Annotated in this window: 13 protein-coding genes and 1 tRNA gene; 6 read left to right on the top strand and 8 right to left on the bottom strand. The window is 43.6% G+C overall.

Annotated features, from left to right (window positions below; translation table 11 throughout):
• Window positions 1-117: 117 nt before the first annotated feature.
• Both lepA and KN811_RS18435 read right to left on the bottom strand, forming a co-directional pair.
• Window positions 118-1,914, bottom strand: a complete 1,797-nt coding sequence (gene lepA / locus KN811_RS18440) for a translation elongation factor 4 (RefSeq protein ID WP_187965027.1) — start codon at window positions 1,912-1,914, stop codon at window positions 118-120.
• Between the two features lie 141 nt (window positions 1,915-2,055).
• Window positions 2,056-3,498: a sulfatase family protein gene (locus KN811_RS18435; protein ID WP_187965026.1), complete on the bottom strand. Its 1,443-nt coding sequence runs from the start codon at window positions 3,496-3,498 to the stop codon at window positions 2,056-2,058.
• Between the two features lie 421 nt (window positions 3,499-3,919).
• Between KN811_RS18435 and dusB the strand changes: the two genes are divergently transcribed.
• A complete protein-coding gene (gene dusB / locus KN811_RS18430) occupies window positions 3,920-4,912 on the top strand; it encodes a tRNA dihydrouridine synthase DusB (protein ID WP_187965025.1) in 993 nt (330 codons plus the stop codon).
• A 131-nt stretch (window positions 4,913-5,043) separates the two neighbouring features.
• Here dusB and KN811_RS18425 read toward each other — a convergent pair whose 3' ends face one another.
• On the bottom strand, window positions 5,044-6,252 hold the full coding sequence (locus KN811_RS18425; protein WP_187965024.1) for an FtsX-like permease family protein: 1,209 nt from the start codon (window positions 6,250-6,252) through the stop codon (window positions 5,044-5,046).
• Between the two features lie 75 nt (window positions 6,253-6,327).
• Entirely contained in the window at window positions 6,328-6,720 is a 393-nt protein-coding gene (rbfA, locus tag KN811_RS18420) for a 30S ribosome-binding factor RbfA (RefSeq protein WP_187965023.1), read from the bottom strand.
• A 95-nt stretch (window positions 6,721-6,815) separates the two neighbouring features.
• Between rbfA and mce the strand changes: the two genes are divergently transcribed.
• The 4 genes from mce (at window position 6,816) to KN811_RS18400 (ending at window position 9,710) form a co-directional block, all read left to right on the top strand.
• Complete coding sequence (gene mce / locus KN811_RS18415; protein ID WP_187965022.1) at window positions 6,816-7,253, top strand: methylmalonyl-CoA epimerase; 438 nt, start codon at window positions 6,816-6,818, stop codon at window positions 7,251-7,253.
• 65 nt (window positions 7,254-7,318) lie between these two features.
• Window positions 7,319-7,392 (top strand) — tRNA-Ile (locus tag KN811_RS18410).
• An 822-nt stretch (window positions 7,393-8,214) separates the two neighbouring features.
• Window positions 8,215-9,186 (top strand): AraC family transcriptional regulator, encoded by a 972-nt coding sequence (locus KN811_RS18405; protein WP_187965021.1) that lies wholly within the window; start codon window positions 8,215-8,217, stop codon window positions 9,184-9,186.
• Window positions 9,187-9,380: 194 nt separating this feature from the next.
• Window positions 9,381-9,710 carry a hypothetical protein gene (locus tag KN811_RS18400; protein WP_187965020.1) on the top strand — a complete coding sequence of 110 codons (330 nt, stop codon included), beginning with the start codon at window positions 9,381-9,383 and terminating at the stop codon, window positions 9,708-9,710.
• A gap of 73 nt (window positions 9,711-9,783) precedes the next feature.
• On the opposite strand, the gene KN811_RS18395 is transcribed toward KN811_RS18400, so the two are convergent.
• The 4 genes from KN811_RS18395 to KN811_RS18380 all read right to left on the bottom strand — a co-directional run bounded on the left by KN811_RS18395 (window position 9,784) and on the right by KN811_RS18380 (window position 16,304).
• On the bottom strand, window positions 9,784-11,340 hold the full coding sequence (locus KN811_RS18395; RefSeq protein ID WP_187965019.1) for a TlpA family protein disulfide reductase: 1,557 nt from the start codon (window positions 11,338-11,340) through the stop codon (window positions 9,784-9,786).
• On the bottom strand, window positions 11,330-12,694 hold the full coding sequence (locus KN811_RS18390; RefSeq protein WP_216334947.1) for a RagB/SusD family nutrient uptake outer membrane protein: 1,365 nt from the start codon (window positions 12,692-12,694) through the stop codon (window positions 11,330-11,332). The genes KN811_RS18395 and KN811_RS18390 overlap by 11 nt, the downstream gene beginning before the upstream one ends.
• Before the next feature lie 66 nt (window positions 12,695-12,760).
• Complete coding sequence (locus KN811_RS18385; protein WP_187965017.1) at window positions 12,761-16,051, bottom strand: SusC/RagA family TonB-linked outer membrane protein; 3,291 nt, start codon at window positions 16,049-16,051, stop codon at window positions 12,761-12,763.
• Between the two features lie 55 nt (window positions 16,052-16,106).
• Complete coding sequence (locus KN811_RS18380) at window positions 16,107-16,304, bottom strand: hypothetical protein (protein ID WP_187965016.1); 198 nt, start codon at window positions 16,302-16,304, stop codon at window positions 16,107-16,109.
• Between the two features lie 701 nt (window positions 16,305-17,005).
• On the opposite strand from KN811_RS18380, the gene KN811_RS18375 reads away from it, so the two are divergent.
• Window positions 17,006-17,506: a hypothetical protein gene (locus tag KN811_RS18375; RefSeq protein WP_187965015.1), complete on the top strand. Its 501-nt coding sequence runs from the start codon at window positions 17,006-17,008 to the stop codon at window positions 17,504-17,506.
• The last annotated feature ends 147 nt before the right edge of the window (window positions 17,507-17,653 follow it).

The following is a 17,653-nucleotide window of genomic DNA, read 5'->3' as shown; positions in this document are numbered from 1 at the left end:
AACCGGCATTTTTCTTCAAGAGAATGATATTGTATTCAGGTTAGGAGATGTCTGAAAATGGTCTTTTCGTCACCCTGAACTTGTTTCAGGGTAACGATTTACATTTAGTCTATAAACTTAATCATTCAATTTTAAGACAGCCATAAACGCCTGCTGAGGGATCTCCACATTACCTACCTGGCGCATACGTTTTTTACCTTTTTTCTGTTTTTCCAACAGTTTTCGTTTACGGGAAATATCTCCCCCGTAACATTTGGCCGTCACGTCTTTCCGTAGGGCCTTGATGGTTTCGCGCGAAATGATCTTTGCCCCTGTCGCTGCCTGTATCGGGATGTCGAATTGCTGTCTCGGGATCAGCTCCTTGAGCTTCTCGCACATCTTTTTCCCGATATTATAGGCATTATCGGCATGTATCAGTGCTGAAAGTGCATCTACGGACTGGCCGTTGAGGAGAATATCCACTTTGACCAGTTTGGATACCCGCATGCCTATGGGCGAATAGTCGAACGAAGCATATCCTTTGGAAACGGTCTTTAACCTGTCGTAAAAGTCGAATACGATCTCTGCGAGCGGAATGTCAAAGTTGAGTTCCACCCTTTCAGTAGTAAGGTAGGTCTGATTGGTGATCTGTCCGCGTTTTTCTATACAAAGGCTCATCACGGGGCCTACATAATCGGCTTTGGTAATGATCGTAGCCTTGATGTAGGGTTCCTCTACCCTGTCCAGTTTGGACGGTTCGGGAAGGTCTGACGGGTTATTTACGATGACAGCCGTTTCCGGATCTTTTTTGGTATAGGCGAGGTAGGATACGTTGGGGACCGTGGTGATGACGGTCATGTCAAACTCGCGTTCCAGGCGTTCCTGTATGATCTCCATGTGAAGCATGCCGAGGAACCCGCAACGGAAACCGAAACCGAGTGCGGCGGAGCTTTCCGGGGTGAAGACCAGCGAAGCATCATTCAGTTGGAGCTTTTCCATAGAGGCCCGCAATTCTTCGTAATCTTCGGTATCCACGGGGTAGATCCCTGCAAATACCATAGGCTTGACATTTTCAAAGCCGGCGATCATGTTTTGTGTGGGTGTCCTGGCATCGGTGATGGTATCCCCTACCTTGACTTCCCGGGCTTCCTTGATCCCGGATATAAGATAACCCACATCCCCGGTTTTAATTGTATTTTTCGGAACCTGGGTCAGTTTCAGGGTGCCTATTTCATCGGCGAAATATTCTTTTTGGGTGGCCATGAATTTTATCTTCTGGCCCTTGGTGATCTCACCATTCATCACCCGGAAAATAACTTCAACACCCCGGAACGGGTTATAGACCGAGTCGAAGATCATGGCCTGTAAGGGTTCTTCCTTATTTCCTTTAGGCGGGGGTACGCGTTCTATGATGGCTTCCAGGATCTTGTCCACACCAAGCCCGGTCTTTCCGCTGGCGGGGATAACTTCTTCCGGATCACAGCCCAGCAGGTCCACAATATCGTCGGTGACTTCTTCCGGGTTGGCGCTGGGGAGGTCTATCTTGTTGAGTACAGGGATGATCTCCAGGTCATTTTCCAGGGCCAGGTACAGGTTGGAAATGGTCTGTGCCTGTATGCTCTGTGCGGCGTCCACGATGAGCAGTGCCCCTTCACAGGCGGCTATGGACCGCGATACCTCATAGGAGAAATCCACATGTCCGGGAGTGTCTATCAGGTTAAGGGTATACTGTTCGCCGTTGTATATGTATTCCATCTGGATGGCGTGGGATTTTATGGTGATCCCCCGCTCCCTTTCCAGGTCCATATTGTCGAGTAACTGGTCTTGCTTTTCCCGCTCCGTTACCGATCCGGTGTAGTCCAGCAGCCTGTCGGCCAGGGTACTTTTACCGTGGTCTATATGGGCAATAATGCAAAAATTCCGGATGTGCTTCATAGCAAACGTTATATGTCCGTCTCCAGCCCGGTTTAAAGCCGGGCCGGATAAGGATAGGTTCAATTTGCAAATATAGGTTTATTTTGATGATTTTATGTTGTAAATCGCGTAGCGGGAAGAGAAATTTTCCCCTTGAAAAAGCTATTCCACTTTTCCCGGCTCCCGGTTTTCATTGCCTTTTATATCCAGGAGATTATCGCCCAGCTCCTGCCTCTTTTTATTGGCCAGGGCTACTATTTTTTCGACAACTTCGGGATGTTTTTCCGCTACATTGTGAGTTTCTGTGGAATCGACAGACAGGTTGTATAATTCAATCTCTTCGAGGGCGATCTGTTTGTATTCCCCGGGCTGTCCTCCCTTGCCGGGTTCCTGTCCTTCCATGGTTCTGTAGGTATGAGGGAAATAGAGTTTCCAGTCCTGGTAACGCACGCCCTGGAGTTCGTTCACTTTATAGTAAAAATAATAGGCTTCATGCGGGTTTTCTTTGGTTTCGCCTGCGAGGATATCCCATATGTTTTTTCCGTCGATCTTCTGTTCCGGTAATGCGCTGTTGGTCAGGGAAGCTATGGTGGGTAGCAGGTCTATGGCCATCACCGGGGTGTTTATGGTCTTGTTTTCGGGCAGTTTTCCCGGGAACCTGGCGATAAAGGGTTCGCGCTGGCCGCCTTCCCAGGCTGTCCCCTTCCCTTCCCGGAAAGGATATGCCGAGCCGGCGTGGTCGCCATAAGCGAGCCAGGGGCCGTTGTCGGAAGTAAAGATCACCAGGGTGTTCTCATCCAGTTGATTGTCCTCGAGCGATTGGAGTATTTGCCCTACGGACCAGTCGATCTCCATGATCACGTCGCCGTAAAGCCCTCTTTCCGATTTTCCTTTGAATTTGTCGGAAACAAACAACGGCACATGGGGTTGTGGATGGGCGACATACAGAAAGAACGGTTTTTCCTTGTTATTCTCGATAAAACTGACGGCCTTTTCCGTGATCTGTGTGGTCAGCATGGACTGGTCGTCCAGGGTATCGATGACCTTTTCATTTTCGTACAACAGCAAGGGGTCGAAATTAAAAACCGGTCCCTGTTGCGGGTGGTGCGGCCACATATCGCCCGAAAAAAGGATGCCGAAATAATCGTCAAAGCCCTGTTTGTTGGGCATAAAATCCGGATGGTCGCCAAGGTGCCACTTGCCATACAAAGCAGTGCTGTAACCTTTGGTTTTGAGCATATCGGCCAGGGTGGTTTCATCCGGGTTCAAACCGATTTTAGACTGGGGCATCAGGGCATTGTGAATACCTATTCTGTTGGGATAGCATCCTGTGAGAAGCGCAGCCCGGGAAGCCGAACATACCGCCTGCGCGGCGTAGAAATTGGTGAGTTTTATCCCTTCCCGGGCCATCTCGTCGAGGTGAGGCGTTTTAATGTCGGTCGAGCCGAAACAGCCTACGTCTTCATAACCCTGGTCGTCGGTAAAAATAATGATCACATTGGGTGGAGTCGGAGGAGTAGTATTACCGGTTTCCTGTTTTTTCTTTTCTGTGCACGATAACATAGCAATCGAAACCGCCGTAAAAAGTAAAATTCTCTTAAACATTTTATTAAAGTTTTGGTTGGGTAAAATAATAAATAAAAGGGGTTTTTGCCGTGTTTTTAGCTGGAAAATGTTTTGAAACCTGGTTGAAAAGAAGGAAGGACCGGAAAAGCGTCTTTGCCAGGAACCGACCGAATGGAGGTAAAGCCTGCACTGAGCTCGCCTGCACTGAGCACTTCGATAAACTCAGTATATCACTTGTCGAAGTGTCGAAGGGCTCGGGGTGACAGAGGGTGTCATTATAAATTTATGTGGTTGCCAAAATGTTAGTTCTGGCCGTGACGGTCTATATGTGTATTTTAAAGTCCTATGTCTTACGTCCTGCAGTCTTACGTCATAACTGATAATTTTTTGACATGTACTAAAGCTAATGATACATTCTTAAATTTTGCTTTATCTTTGCACCGCAATAAATTAAAGCACTGTGGTTAAGATAGGTAACATAGAAGTTGGAGCGTTTCCCCTGTTGCTGGCGCCGATGGAAGATGTGAGCGATCCTCCCTTCCGGGCGCTTTGCAAGGAACAGGGGGCGGATGTGGTATATACCGAGTTTATCTCTTCGGAAGGTTTGATACGGGATGCTGCCAAAAGTGTCCAGAAGCTGGATATTTACGAAAAGGAGCGTCCCGTAGGCATTCAGATCTTCGGCGCGGAACTCGACTCCATGTTACAGGCTGTGGATATTGTAGAACAGTCCCAACCGGATATCATAGACATCAATTACGGCTGCCCGGTAAAAAAGGTGGTATGCAAGAATGCGGGTTCCGGGATACTTCGCGATATACCGCTGATGATAAAGCTCACGGAAGCTATGGTAAAACGTACCAACCTGCCCGTTACCGTAAAGACACGCCTGGGGTGGGACAGCGATTCCATAAAAATAGTAGAGGTAGCCGAACGCCTGCAGGATGTTGGTATACAGGCCATATCCATTCACGGACGTACCCGGGTGCAGATGTACAAGGGAGAGGCTGACTGGCGCCCTATTGCAGCGGTAAAGAACAATCCCAGGATGCATATTCCCGTCTTTGGCAATGGCGATGTGGACACACCGGAAAAAGCTGTGGAAATGCGCGATAAATTTGGGCTGGACGGTGCCATGATAGGCAGGGCAAGTATTGGAAATCCATGGTTTTTTAAAGAGGTCAAGCACTTTTTCAAAACAGGTGAACACCTGGCTCCGCCCACGATGGAAGAAAGGGTAGAAGCAGCCCGGAGGCACCTTCAGATGGCTATGGACTGGAAAGGGGAAAAACTGGGTGTATTTGAAACCCGGAGACACTACACAAATTATTTCAAAGGCATTCCCCACTTTAAGGAATACCGGCAAAAAATGGTGACTTCAGACGATGCTTCCGATGTTTTTGCAGCATTTGACGAGGTGCTCGAAAGATTCGGAGATTATCAGTTTGCCTGAAAAATTGTTTAGATCTTTCAATCCTTTGCATCTTTTGTATACCCGAAAAATCTGAGGTTAAAAGATTGACGGGAGATTGAAAGGTTTGAGATTCAATCTACATCAATCTCTTTCCACCAAAACAATGGCTTCTAATTCTGTTCCCGGACCAGTTTTTCCGAGATCCTTCCGGAGGCAATTTTAGAAGCGATCAGTCCCAGAACGGCGATCGTACCGAATACGATAAGCGTATTGGAAAGGTGGATCTCTACCGGGTAAGGCAGGGAAGGGGTGATACGAAGCCATCCGAAAAACATTTGCGACCAGGTGAGCAATGCTCCCAAAGCAATGCCTATAGTTCCCCCTACGAGAGTAACTATAAGCCCCTGTACGAAGAAAATACGGCGCAACTGCTTAATTGTTGCTCCCATGCTGAACAGGGTGTTGATATTCTTTCTTTTGTCCAGTATCATCATAATAATGGCTCCGACCACGTTAAACAGAGCTATGATAAGCACCAGGGTAAAGATGAGGTAAGTGGCCATGTTTTCGGTATTCAGCATACGGTATAAGGCATCGTTTTGTTCCACCCGGTCCTTTACGACCGCTTTGTTATCGAATACGGAAATGATCTGTTGTTTTACCCGATCTGCATTGGCATCCGGAGTAAGTTTTATATTTATTCCTGTGATCTCACCCGGTTCTTTATGTAGCATCCTCTGTACCAGTGCCAGGTCAGCAAACACGTATTTTTTGTCGATATCTTCTGTAATGGCATAGACTCCCGAAACGGTGACGGCGACTTCATTATAGGGTGTGGAATTGGACGTAATACTTCCTTTTCCGGGCTTGGGCACCAGTATTTTCAAGGGGTTTTTGTAATCGTTCAGGGCAATTCCCAGCAGGCTGGCCGTACCGATCCCGGTAACGACTTCGTTCAGTTCCCTGTCGAACCAGTTCCCGTAATAGAGGATACTGTCTGTATCTACCACATGGGCATAGCCATCATCTATCCCTTTTATAAAAGCGACATGATTTTTTTGTTTGTGCGTAAGAAGTACCTGCTCTTCAATTTCCCTTGAATAGGAGGCCACTCCGGGAATGGCTTTTAACTGTTCCTCCCGGTCTTTGTCAACATCCAGGAATTTTCCTCCGTCACTGAGTACTTTCAGGTCCGGGTCGAAAGAATTACTGAAAGAAAGACTGAAGGTCTTTAGCCCTGCAAATCCCGAAAGTACGATAAACAGAGCCGCAGCACCGATAACAACCACGAGAAAGGTGACCAGGTTAATGATGTTCACCGCATTCTGGCTGCTTTTGGAAACGAGGTACCTCTTGGCTATGTAGGTAGGGAAATGCACTTTCTGTTATTGCGTTACCGTTTTGTGGGTTGTATTATAACGATATACAACCCGGGATCTTATAAAGCCGGATATTCAGGATTTTTTCCGCTTGTCCAGCATATCAGGGTTTTCTATGGGGTTGTCCTTACCCTTCAGGGATTTTTCGATCTTATCGATATATTCCAGTGAATCGTCTATAAAAAACTCCAGTTCGGGTACCCTTCTCAGCTGGTTTCTGGTACGCTTTGCCAGCTCGTGTTTTATCAACGGCTGGTTTTTTTTGATCCCGGCGAGGAGCTCCTTGCCTTTGGTATTGGGAAAAATGCTCAGGTATACTTTGGCCATGGACAGATCTACCGTTACCGCTACTTTGGTTACGGAGATGAGTATGCCCTGAAGGCCTCCATCGGTGGCGGCGCGTTGCAAAATATCTGCCAGGTCGCGCTGTATGACCCCTGCTATCTTTTTCTGTCTGTTACTCTCCATAGTGCAAAAATAGGAAATACCGGGAAGGAATGGGGTATAAATCGATACATCTTCAGTAAATTAGAGGGTAAATCCTATATTTGCTAGAAAAAGTAATGCGAAAAATAGAACATCTGGGCATTGCAGTGCGCCATATTGAGGAATCCAACACATTATACACCAAATTGCTGGGAACAGCCCCTTATAAAACGGAGACAGTGGAAAGCGAAGGGGTAAAGACCTCTTTTTTCCAGGTGGGCGAAAGCAAGATAGAATTGTTGGAAGCCACTGCCGAAGACAGTCCCATATATAAATTCATCCAGAAAAGGGGAGAGGGCATACATCACATAGCCTTCGACGTGGATGATATGGAAGCGGAGATAAAACGCCTTACAGCCGAAGGGTTTACCGTGCTGAATGAAGTACCCAAAAAGGGAGCGGACAATAAACGGGTTGTTTTTTTACATCCCAAAAGTACCGGGGGAGTTTTAATAGAGCTTTGCCAGGACATACCTACGCCTGAAAACTCCGGAGATACGGCAGTACAGGAGTGATATAAAAAGTTAAAAAAGTTTGCAGCAAACTAAAATAAGTAGTAATATTGCATCCGCAAAATGCGGGTCCTATAGCTCAGCTGGTTAGAGCACTTGACTCATAATCAAGGGGTCCCTGGTTCGAGCCCAGGTGGGACCACCTCTATTTCAAAACGCAATTACTTATTTACAAGTAGTTGCGTTTCTTTTTTTAGAGAATTTGGCGAGAAGTTTACCCTGAGCACTTCGACAAGCTCAGTATAGACTGCGCCGAAGGGAGCCCAGGTGGTCCCACCTGCTTACAAGTCCAAATGATATGAAAATATGGTTTGGGCTTTTTTGTGTTTGTAATTCAATTACTTACCGTAAAGTTCCCATTTTTATTAAAATTAAACATTTATCAACTTAAAGATCAAATGATTACTGATAGTAGAAAACAGTATCGTTAGTTTGCAAACCAGGAAACGATGAAATAGTCGGAAGTCGGAAGCTCGAAGCGACGCCTTGAGCGTAGCCGAAAGGTCGGAAGTAAATATACTTCGGACACCGGACATCGGACCTCAAAAACAAACACTATGAAAACTCTATGTTTGATGATATTCAATCTAATGAAAAACTAAACCGGAAGGTGCCTACTAAAGTGTTTAGGAAATAGTATGGCTTTGCACCAGACATGTTTCAAAATCTTTCAAATCCAAAAGGTAATACGCCAATTACCTGCTTTCTTACCCAAAAAACTCCCTGAGCCATAAATCTTTCTCCCTCTACCCGAAATGTTTTTATTTTTTATTGAGGAACTTTATACTGTAAGTAAAAACGTTAAAATTCTTACGCAAAAGTATCCTCAATGAATACTTTTTGTATCTGCCCGGAATACCGGGTTTAACATTTAGGACCGTAATTTTATTTCGATATACCGGCGGCCGGAGCGGAGTCCATAAATTTTAAAACGATCGACTCCGTCACTGCCAAGTAAAGCATTATGAAAACACCATACAACCTAATCTTCAGGCCTGATGAGTTGCTGTGCGATGAATTCACCCGAAACCTTCCGGAGTGGTGCTATTTTCAGATGCCTTTCGCCGAGCATTGCCACCACTATGGCCTGGACGGGATGGAAATATTGAGTCAAAGGCGTAGCCATCAGCCGTTCTATATCGACCTTTTTGAAATTAAAACCGATAAACCGATTCCTATCCGGTTCAGTATCCCCAAACGACAATTATTCCTCTATTTTATGCTGGAAGGCGGATTTTCCCTTACCACGGATGGTGACCGCCCCATTACTAGGACACGTCCCAATACATTCGCCCTACTGTATTACAGTTCCGGTAGCTACCAGGTCCGTGCAAGAGCTGGTCATCACAGTTCTCTATGGATTGGCATTGACCCTCAGTGGATGAAAAATATTAGTGCCGGATTCCAAAACATACAATCTGTACTGGAAAAGCTAAAAGACGGCCGTTCCTATCTCGCAATGTATCCATGCCGGATGGACCGCAAGGTACAACGTTGGCTCTATAGGGTGTACAGCTATTCGAAAAATAACATCGGTGCACTCGATGGAAACCTCCGTAAGTACATCTCCTATGTGTTAGGGTATTATGATAAGGCATTGGAAACACAAACACATGACCTCGCTTACCAAACCAAAACCTATCTGGATGAGCATTATCAAGACAGCGATCTGAGTAGTAAATTCCTTGCATCCCGTTTCCATGTAACGGAACCTACCCTACGCCACCAATTCAGACGGGCATATGGCAGCACTCCCCATGAATATTACAGCAGGCTAAGGATCACCCACGCTATTGCATTGATGGAATGCAACAGTCTAAGCATAAAGGATGTTTATCCGATGGTGGGCTACCGTGACGAACGCTCGTTCCGCTATGCGCTCAATCGATTCCTGAAAAAAGGGGTAAGACTGAATTTTAACATAAAATTGAAATAAACGAAAGGTTTTCTGCAAGGTTTGCAGCATTTTCGTTGTTTTTTTCTTTCCGGCCCACGCCATCCACCATAATTTTACATGTATAATCCCACCGATCCGGCAGCCCTTTCGGGATTAGGGGGTGCTGAACATATGGGCATCTGCCCAATGACACGAAAGTCTAAAACAATGTATTAATCTTAAAATTTTCAAAGATGAAGAATCTTAAAATTTCATTGACAGCACTAACCCTTGTGCTGGGTGTTGTCCTTATTTCTTTTGCTCACGGAGACAATACAACAAAAAATGCGAATGACAACGTAGAGATCTCGACTGAAACAGTTGCTGATCAGTGGGCTGTGACCGGGGAAACTACGGAAAATGGCGTTGACTATTATGTTGTACAGCCTCCGACCGGTAGTGAACTATGCCCTGGTGGCACCTATGCTTGTCTCATTTCAAGTGATACGCCGCCTGACGCAGAAAATCGCATCCCTAAAACTCAGGCAACAATTGATGAATTTAAAGCCAGCCCATTTAAATAGGCTCCTTCGAGTTTTAATTTTTTCATGATTGTAGAGTAGGCCCTTTTAATAAGATTTGAAAGGGCCTATTCTATTACTGAATCCCGGTAAGCAACTTGTCTATCCGATCAGAAATCGCCGCATACCCGTCACCTCCCTTAAATTCGGCTAAATCATAACTGTCTATCTTACCTTCTTGATTGACAATAATGATGGTTGGATAGCCCCTGATTTTAAAGTCGGATATAATAGGATGGTTCATCCCCTGACCACTGGTATAGAGGTTAACAGCCATGTCCGACGTATATATCTCTTCCTTTAAGCTATTTTCCCAAATACTTCTAGGACCGTCAACAGATATGGACAGAAACACTACCTCCGGGTTGTTATAATAGGCTGCTTCCGCCTTTTTCAATACATTCTGATACACCCATTTGCAACCTCCACAACCTGTAAACCAGAAATCCATAACAATGACTTTCCCTTTAAATTTCGAAAGGGGAACAGGATTCCCAGCCGGGTCCTCCAAGGTGAAATTTCCTATTTTCTTACTTGATTTCCGTTTTGCCAGTTCTGTCAACATATCTTTGCAATAGTCCGTATTGGTGATTTTGACAGCTCTTTCGAGCTGGTCATTAAATTGCAATGTTCCAAAGGAGGTATACAGAAACAAGGTTAGCATTCTTTCCCGCAATTCACCGGAGTAACGGGACATCATTCGCTCGAAAACTAATGACGGATCTTCTTTATGATCAATAAAATAGCAATCTGTCCGATTTTTCTCGATCAAGTAACGATAATAATAATAAGATTGCGTTAATGCTGTCTTAGACAGATTTATCCCCGGCAAAGCATCTTTTATATTATTGAAGTACGCATTTTTGATATTCTCCAATTCCTCAGGTGAAAGATGTCCTTCAACTTCCTTATAGTACTTCAGAATTGATTTGAATTGAGGGAGGTACAAGCTATAAAGGGCGTCTGTCATAATCAATTCATAGGCAACCGGACTTATTTTATCTTTCTGATCTTCGATATACGCTCTTATAGCTTTTGCGCATTTGGCGTAACCATCTCTATACTTTTGGTTGGTATCAAATGATGGGCCACTGACCCCTATCTTTTGATATATATCATGCGTTTGGGTCAACACTTCCAATTTGTTAGCCCCAGGTCCGGAATACGAAAAATCAAATAACCGAAGGGGATCGTAGGTTTCATAGGTTGGCAATACCTTTTTTGGGCTTATCCGTATTTGCACCTTGTCCCCTGTTTCATAAATTAGCAACGGGACTAAGGATTGTACTTCTCTCCGCCGTTTGACAAATCTTTCTTCGGTATACAATCGGCCTTTTTTTGGATTCAAATTTGCAATCAAGTAGTATCCGATCTCATGATCCGCTTTGAATTTGAACTTATATACACCATCGCTATTCATAGTAGCCCTTATCTTAGTTCCAGGGTTCTTTAAAGAAGGAAAACTGGGATATAAGGGATTCGCGACAAACAGCATAAGGGTATCTGCGGGAGTCGTTCCATCGTATTGAACAGTAACCGACACCATTTTTTTGTCTGGCAAAGATTCGGAGCAAGCAGCAAAATTTGCAAGAAGTATGAGCAGGATAAAAAAGAGTTTTAGCTTATCTTTCATTTTGTTGTAAATTACTTAATTGAACATCTATGGGAGGAATAGGATAAACGTATCGAGGGGAATTGGGTGGTAATGAGTAGGTAGTACCGTCAATTTCTTTTGTCAGTGTTTTAGCAAAGCGCGGGGTCTTATTGAGACGCCGGAGGTCTTCCCAACGCACCTGACCCGTATATGGCAATTCCTTTCGCCTTTCTTCCAGTATTTTTATTAACAGGTTATCGGGATTCTCAAAAGCAAGGGACTCAAAAGTTCCTTTCAAATATCTCTTTTCCAAAAGCGTGTTGAGGTCTGCCAACGCGGCTGCGACATTGCCATTTCTAACCAGGCATTCTGCCCGGATCAATAAAATTTCATTTGTAGCAATGCCCGCGAAATTACGATTGATGGCAGAATACGTTCCTCTGAACTTTACCTTGTTATCTCCCTCATCGAAGTAAAAATATTTCTTCCTTAAATCATTATCGTCATATAATTTATAAAGGCCCTGGTCTACCGAACCAATCATGACCGTTAACGGAATAATAACTACATTTTGATTTGATGCCGCCCAAAATAAGATCTCGGGGTTGTCCGGATGCGAAGGGAAGCGATAAACCGAGGAAGTACTGACTAACGTACTATCATTAAAATCTAATAGTATGTCGTAGGATTCCAATGTCATATCAGCATACTTTTCTGCACTTCCATAATTCTCCATACACAAGTATATTTTGGCTAACAGTCCCCATGCCGCCAGTTTAGTAGGGCGTGTTTGATAGTCCGAAATATCGGGAAGCAGGGGAATCGCTTCTTCAAGGTCCTTGATCATACGATCATAGGTAGCCTTTAAAGATGACCGTTGGGGATTTATATTAATGTCGGAGGTTGTACGGATAGGAAGCCCCAGGTCATCTGATGCATTTTCGGAATAGGGTTTACAAAAAAGCTGTGCAAGACCATAATAGGCAAATGCCCTAAAAAATAAAGCCGTACCTTTTACTCCATCGTATTCCCGGGTATTCGCATTATTTTTCTGGATACTGGTCAAACCGTCCAGCACAATATTGGCATGGGCTATTGTACGATAACCATAGGTCCAATCGGCAGAACCCAGATTTTCGTCAAATATGATATCTGCCCAGGTATAAGCATTCCTTCCCACTTCCGGAGCACTGTTGAAAGCAACCATATCCAAATAAATATGATCTGCACTCACATTCCCTATGTCCGGGAAGCAGTAGTTCATCCATTCTGCATAGTCCAGAATAGCCCGCATATCTTCAAGTGTAGTCGGCCTTGAGTCCGAAAGGGTTTCTTTTTCATCGAGCCAGGAATCCATTTTGGAGCATGCCGACAAAAGGATCAAAGCTATCATAACCGCGTATGATATTAAAAACTTGTAGCTTTTTTTTAGCATATGCTTTTTCATAATGATAATTGTTTAAAAACTTGCACTTATCCCAAAGGACATCGAAAAGGGATTGGGTAAGGTATGTAACAGTGGGATATTCGGAGCTTTGTCCGGATCAATGCCAAGATCATTAGCCCGCCAGAGAATACCTATATTGCTTAGGTAGGTGTATATGCTACACGAGCGGAAGGGCAACCATGCTCCCAAACCGGATTTTAGATTATAAGCTACCCGAATATCCTGAAGCCGGATGTGATCCCCTTTTTCAACTAAGACTTCCGAGTAGTTATAAAAAGTATTTCTTCTGGAATTAGCCGGGTAAACTATGGAAGGTACATTTGTGTTTTTTTCATCACCGGGTTTTTGCCATCGGCGGACGTAATCGGAATTCGCATAACCGTCGATAAGGTCGGGATAGTTCAGGCTCGTTGATGCCCGCCTAAACACATATCCGCCTTTAAACAAAACATTTACAGACAAGGAAAAATCTTTATAAGAAAAATCATTGCGAATGGCCCCATGAAATTGAGGCATAGAAGACCCGTTAAACACTAAACTATCAGCCTCGAAATTATTGATGATCCCTTCGTAATCCTTACTGACAGCCTCATTAAGAAAACCCAAAGGATCGCCGTTTTCCGGGTCCAGCCCCATCCATTTGTAACTAAAAACACTATTTAACGGCCTTCCCTCAACAATCATCCGGGTTTGAATGGAAGACCTGGCAACTTCTCCTTCATACCTGGTCACTTCGTCTTTAACAGTACTGAGTATTAAGGTCGTATTCCACTTAAAGGATCGGTTAATGTTTTTTGAATTCAGGGTAAGATCAATACCACGGGTCTTTGTGGAAGCTGAATTTATCATAGATTCCCTGAAACCGGTATTATGTGCCAACGGATAAGGTTCTACCAAGTCTTCGCCTGTTTTCTGATATAGCTCGAAAGTTCCGCTCAACACATTCTTTGCTGTTCTAAAATCGATCCCCAGGTTAATGTTCTTTACTTTTTCCCATCGCAGGTCCGGATTGGGTGCTGTTAAGTTTGATATGGCGGGAAGTCCTGTCAGGTAACTCGACCGGTAGACTCCTGTGGTATAGGCGGAACCATAATACACATTGCCGTTATACCCATAAGTTAATCTGAGTTTCAAATAGTCCAAAGCCGGACTCCGGAAGAAATTTTCATTACTAATAACCCACCCTGCCCCAGCGGACCACAAGGGTGTAATTTTCTGATTAATATTAACACCAAACAAGTTTGTTCCGTCATTGCGTCCGCTAAGGGTTACCGATAAACGATTGTCATAAATATACCCCACATTGGCGTACAACGACACAAAACGATTTAATCTTCCAAGTACAGCTCCGTCTGGTGCAGGAATCCGTGCAGAACCTGATGGTGTGGTAGGTAAGAACGTGGAGTAGTCAAGGGCTGTGGATGCCGTTCCAAATTGCTTTTCATAACCGTAAGATGTACGCTGAAAGCCCTGTGTCTTTAGTTCCCTGACCTCGGTTCCGACAATGGTGGTAACAGTGTGTAAATCTCCATAAGTACTGTCGAAAGAAAGCTGTCCCCGGAAATTATGTGAATTCCAGTCGTACTCACCTACGTTTAGAACACCTCCATTCTCAGGAACCTGATACGTGATGGAGCCTCCATCATTTAAGATCGAGAATCTATTGATAAGATTGCGAGTATAATAAGCATCATTACTAAAATACTCGTAGTTGCTGATCTTCTGTCGTTCATTTTGATACAGTACCTCCGCGTTTAAAAAAGGTGCGATCCGGTATTTCAAGCTACCTTTAATCAACAGATCATTGATTTTAGAAGAATTCTCTCTAAAATATAGTTCATCCAACGGGCGGTATTGCCAATATTTAAACCCCGCTTGCTGCATTTCTTCTTTAAAGCCGGTTCGGTAATCCCTGGCAATAGACAAATGAGTGCCATCCGGACCTGCAAATTGTGCATAAGGATAAATGCCTGAATGTGTGAATCCTCCAATCTGGATTCCGCTCCCGAAATTCAACTGATTATTGCGATCTGTTCGATTATTGCTGTAGTTTACCCCAAAAGTTATTTCAAGGTTTTTTACCGGATTAAAGGTGTTCAGTGCACGGAGGGTCAGCCTTTGATATCCGTTTCTTTTTAGATTGTGCCGGTTTTTATCATACCCCACAGAAAAAGAATACGTCATTTTCTCTGCTCCCCCCTTTAAACCAATATGATATTGTTGATTGAGGGCGGTCTGATAAATATGTTTATCATAGTCGTTTCTCACATCTCGATGACGCAACACTCCCAAAGACTGTTCTGCTTGCTGTTTACTAATATGCCCCTGTTTTAAGTCATTTAAAATCTCAACAGCAGGAGTAACCACAGGGTAACTTACTGAATTTTGTAAATAAGAATTAAAATAGCCTTGATCAAAAAGATGAGTTTCTATATCTATATAATCGCCGGCACTTAAGTAATTACGATCATACCATAGGTCCGGCTTTTGTTCAGTGCCAAAGTTAACGCTGAAATCCAGTTGCATCGCTTCTTTTTTTCTTCCTTTTTTGGTGGTAATCACAATAACGCCATTTCCTGATCTGGCTCCCCAGATAGATGCAGCGGCAGCATCTTTTAAAACCGTGATACTTTCTATATCATGAGGATTGATATTGCTTAGCTCTCCTTCGTAGGGAAAATTATCCAAAACGATAAGAGGGCTCCGGCTCACATTCTGATCTATGGTGCTTATGCCCCTGATAAGAATACCCGGATTTCTTCCGTTAGGGTTGTGGGTTACAATTTCCGGCGATCCTCCCGAGTATAATAATCCTGAAACCGTACCATTGAGTCTCGATAGTACATCGGTTGCCACCGACCTTTGGATCAGTGCACTATCTAAAACAACAAAACTTCCATTGATTCGTTCTTTTGGTAATTGTTGATAACCTGTATTTAAGACAACTTCATCCAAAGCAACCACATCCTCTTCCATTTGTACATTTAAAATCTCCTGCCTGGAAACAGGAATTTCCACCTTCTTAAACCCTACATAAGAAAAGGTAAGGGTGTCCTGAGGTGTAGCTTGAATGGTATAAGTGCCGTCAAAATCAGAAATGGTACCCCTGCCTTTTCCGGGTATTATGATATTTACGCCACCTAAAGGCTCCCCGTTACCGTCTGTAACCTTTCCGGTAATTTGGCGTTGCGGGGACGATTGTAAAGGGAACGATGCCCAAAGAGGTAATGGCAGGCTAAGTAAAATTAAGGCAATATATATGGGGCACCAGCAGGAGAGCCCCGCTAATGTCGCGTATTTCATAATTTGTTATATTTGAGTGTTAGCTAAAAAGCCCTGCGGGGTTACAGATTGTAGGTTATACGTTTTGCCCCCCAAGCCTGACCGGAGAGGTGGTTCCTGAGCCCTGTCGAAGGGCCAGTGCATCAAGTTTTTGCAAACACTCCCGGAGCTCTTCGTTAAGGGTTTTATGAGTTTGTTGTAGTTCGTGAAAGGTTGTCATTTCGGCGCTCCACTGTTGCTGAAGCTGTTGTAGCTTTTGCCCTGATATTTTCATAATGATAGTGTTAGTGTGTGTTAAGTATAAAACCGGCCATCATGTTATAAGAAAGCATTGATACTATTTGCAGGGAAGGACAAAAGAGAGTATTTTTATAGCTATTGCAGTTAACTAATAAATTAAGCTGTCTTTAATCCTGTGGCAAACTATATGTTTCTATGGGCATGGGGCCGGTACTGATGGACAGCAGCCAAAGATTGGCCGGCATGGCATAATGCCTTTGCTTTTTGCTATCCGACAGGTTTCTTGGTCATTTAGTCCGGTGGACAAATTATGTTCTTTATGATTGATAGGAATAAAACGGTGCACACCCATGATCGCTTAATCTCAACAACGATGTTGCGGGGATAATGGGTTTGGTAGCTTGATATTCTCGTTTCCATACTTGAAGGTTTTAAAAACGAATCTCCAAAGTGGAATAAAAAAGTGGGGAAGATTCCTCACAAACCAACCACTCATTTCTCGAATTTGGTACCCGAAAGCGATCAGCAGTGAGGCCATCCCCACTCAAAAAGCAAATATAAGCTATTTGAAAGGAAAGGCCTTTCATTCACCGCCTCCTCTTCGGGTACCAATCGAAATATTGGAGACTCTTTTATGTCTTTTTAGTCCTTAAGACTTCATGTTTCAGTAAATATAAAACAAATATAGAACACTTGTTCCAAATATCAAAATTTTAATAAAAGAAAACTACTTAAATGCTTACGAAAGATAAAAAGGGTGAGATTGAGGTGCCTAAACATTACGCATACGCGTATATCAAACAAAAAATAAAAGAATTAAATATTTCCGAAAAATTTCTATTTGACAAGTCGATAATTTCAAGATCTGAGTTGATCAAATTAAAAAACGGGGAAAGGGAAGGATTAACTTATAAAAAGTTTTACAAACTCTACAAAGGTTTTGGCGATACTGCTCTCAACGCAACAACAATTATTTACCCCGATTTAGATTTAACGCTGACTAAGTATACCCCACCTAAAAGGAACGAGTTTGGAAGTCTTATGAATCAATTTGAAAAAAGTGAAAACTTACCCGAAGAAATTGCTGCCAAAACAGGAATCCCGTTAAGTCGTATCAAACAAATCTATTTCAGAACCGGATCACCGGAAGCCTATGAACTCTTGCTAATCGAAAAGGCAGTCGGTAAAAACTCAGGGGAGTTGTTTGAAAAATTTAATAAAGATAAGAGCAGATAAGGCAAGCCTTCAAGAAGTCACTATAATATGAATATGAATGAAAATGACTTACTCCTAAAAGAGATTATCCCAACTGGTCCTCGTTTGAACACTGTGGAAATGAGGGGCTATTGTAAAAATAGTTTGTAAAATACTGTTTTAGCACCT

It is taken from the genome of Sinomicrobium weinanense, from assembly GCF_018863395.1.
GTDB classification, from domain to species: Bacteria; Bacteroidota; Bacteroidia; order Flavobacteriales; family Flavobacteriaceae; genus Sinomicrobium; species Sinomicrobium weinanense.
This window is presented reverse-complemented; position numbering and strand designations above follow the sequence as displayed.

Coding starts and splice junctions, on each gene's coding strand:
- lepA (WP_187965027.1), bottom strand. CDS start 1,914: ATGAAGCACATCCGGAATTTTTGCATTATTGCCCATATAGACCACGGT.
- KN811_RS18435 (WP_187965026.1), bottom strand. CDS start 3,498: ATGTTTAAGAGAATTTTACTTTTTACGGCGGTTTCGATTGCTATGTTA.
- rbfA (WP_187965023.1), bottom strand. CDS start 6,720: ATGGAGAGTAACAGACAGAAAAAGATAGCAGGGGTCATACAGCGCGAC.
- mce (WP_187965022.1), top strand. CDS start 6,816: ATGCGAAAAATAGAACATCTGGGCATTGCAGTGCGCCATATTGAGGAA.
- KN811_RS18405 (WP_187965021.1), top strand. CDS start 8,215: ATGAAAACACCATACAACCTAATCTTCAGGCCTGATGAGTTGCTGTGC.
- KN811_RS18400 (WP_187965020.1), top strand. CDS start 9,381: ATGAAGAATCTTAAAATTTCATTGACAGCACTAACCCTTGTGCTGGGT.
- KN811_RS18395 (WP_187965019.1), bottom strand. CDS start 11,340: ATGAAAGATAAGCTAAAACTCTTTTTTATCCTGCTCATACTTCTTGCA.
- KN811_RS18390 (WP_216334947.1), bottom strand. CDS start 12,694: ATGATAGCTTTGATCCTTTTGTCGGCATGCTCCAAAATGGATTCCTGG.
- KN811_RS18385 (WP_187965017.1), bottom strand. CDS start 16,051: ATGAAATACGCGACATTAGCGGGGCTCTCCTGCTGGTGCCCCATATAT.
- KN811_RS18380 (WP_187965016.1), bottom strand. CDS start 16,304: ATGAAAATATCAGGGCAAAAGCTACAACAGCTTCAGCAACAGTGGAGC.
- KN811_RS18375 (WP_187965015.1), top strand. CDS start 17,006: ATGCTTACGAAAGATAAAAAGGGTGAGATTGAGGTGCCTAAACATTAC.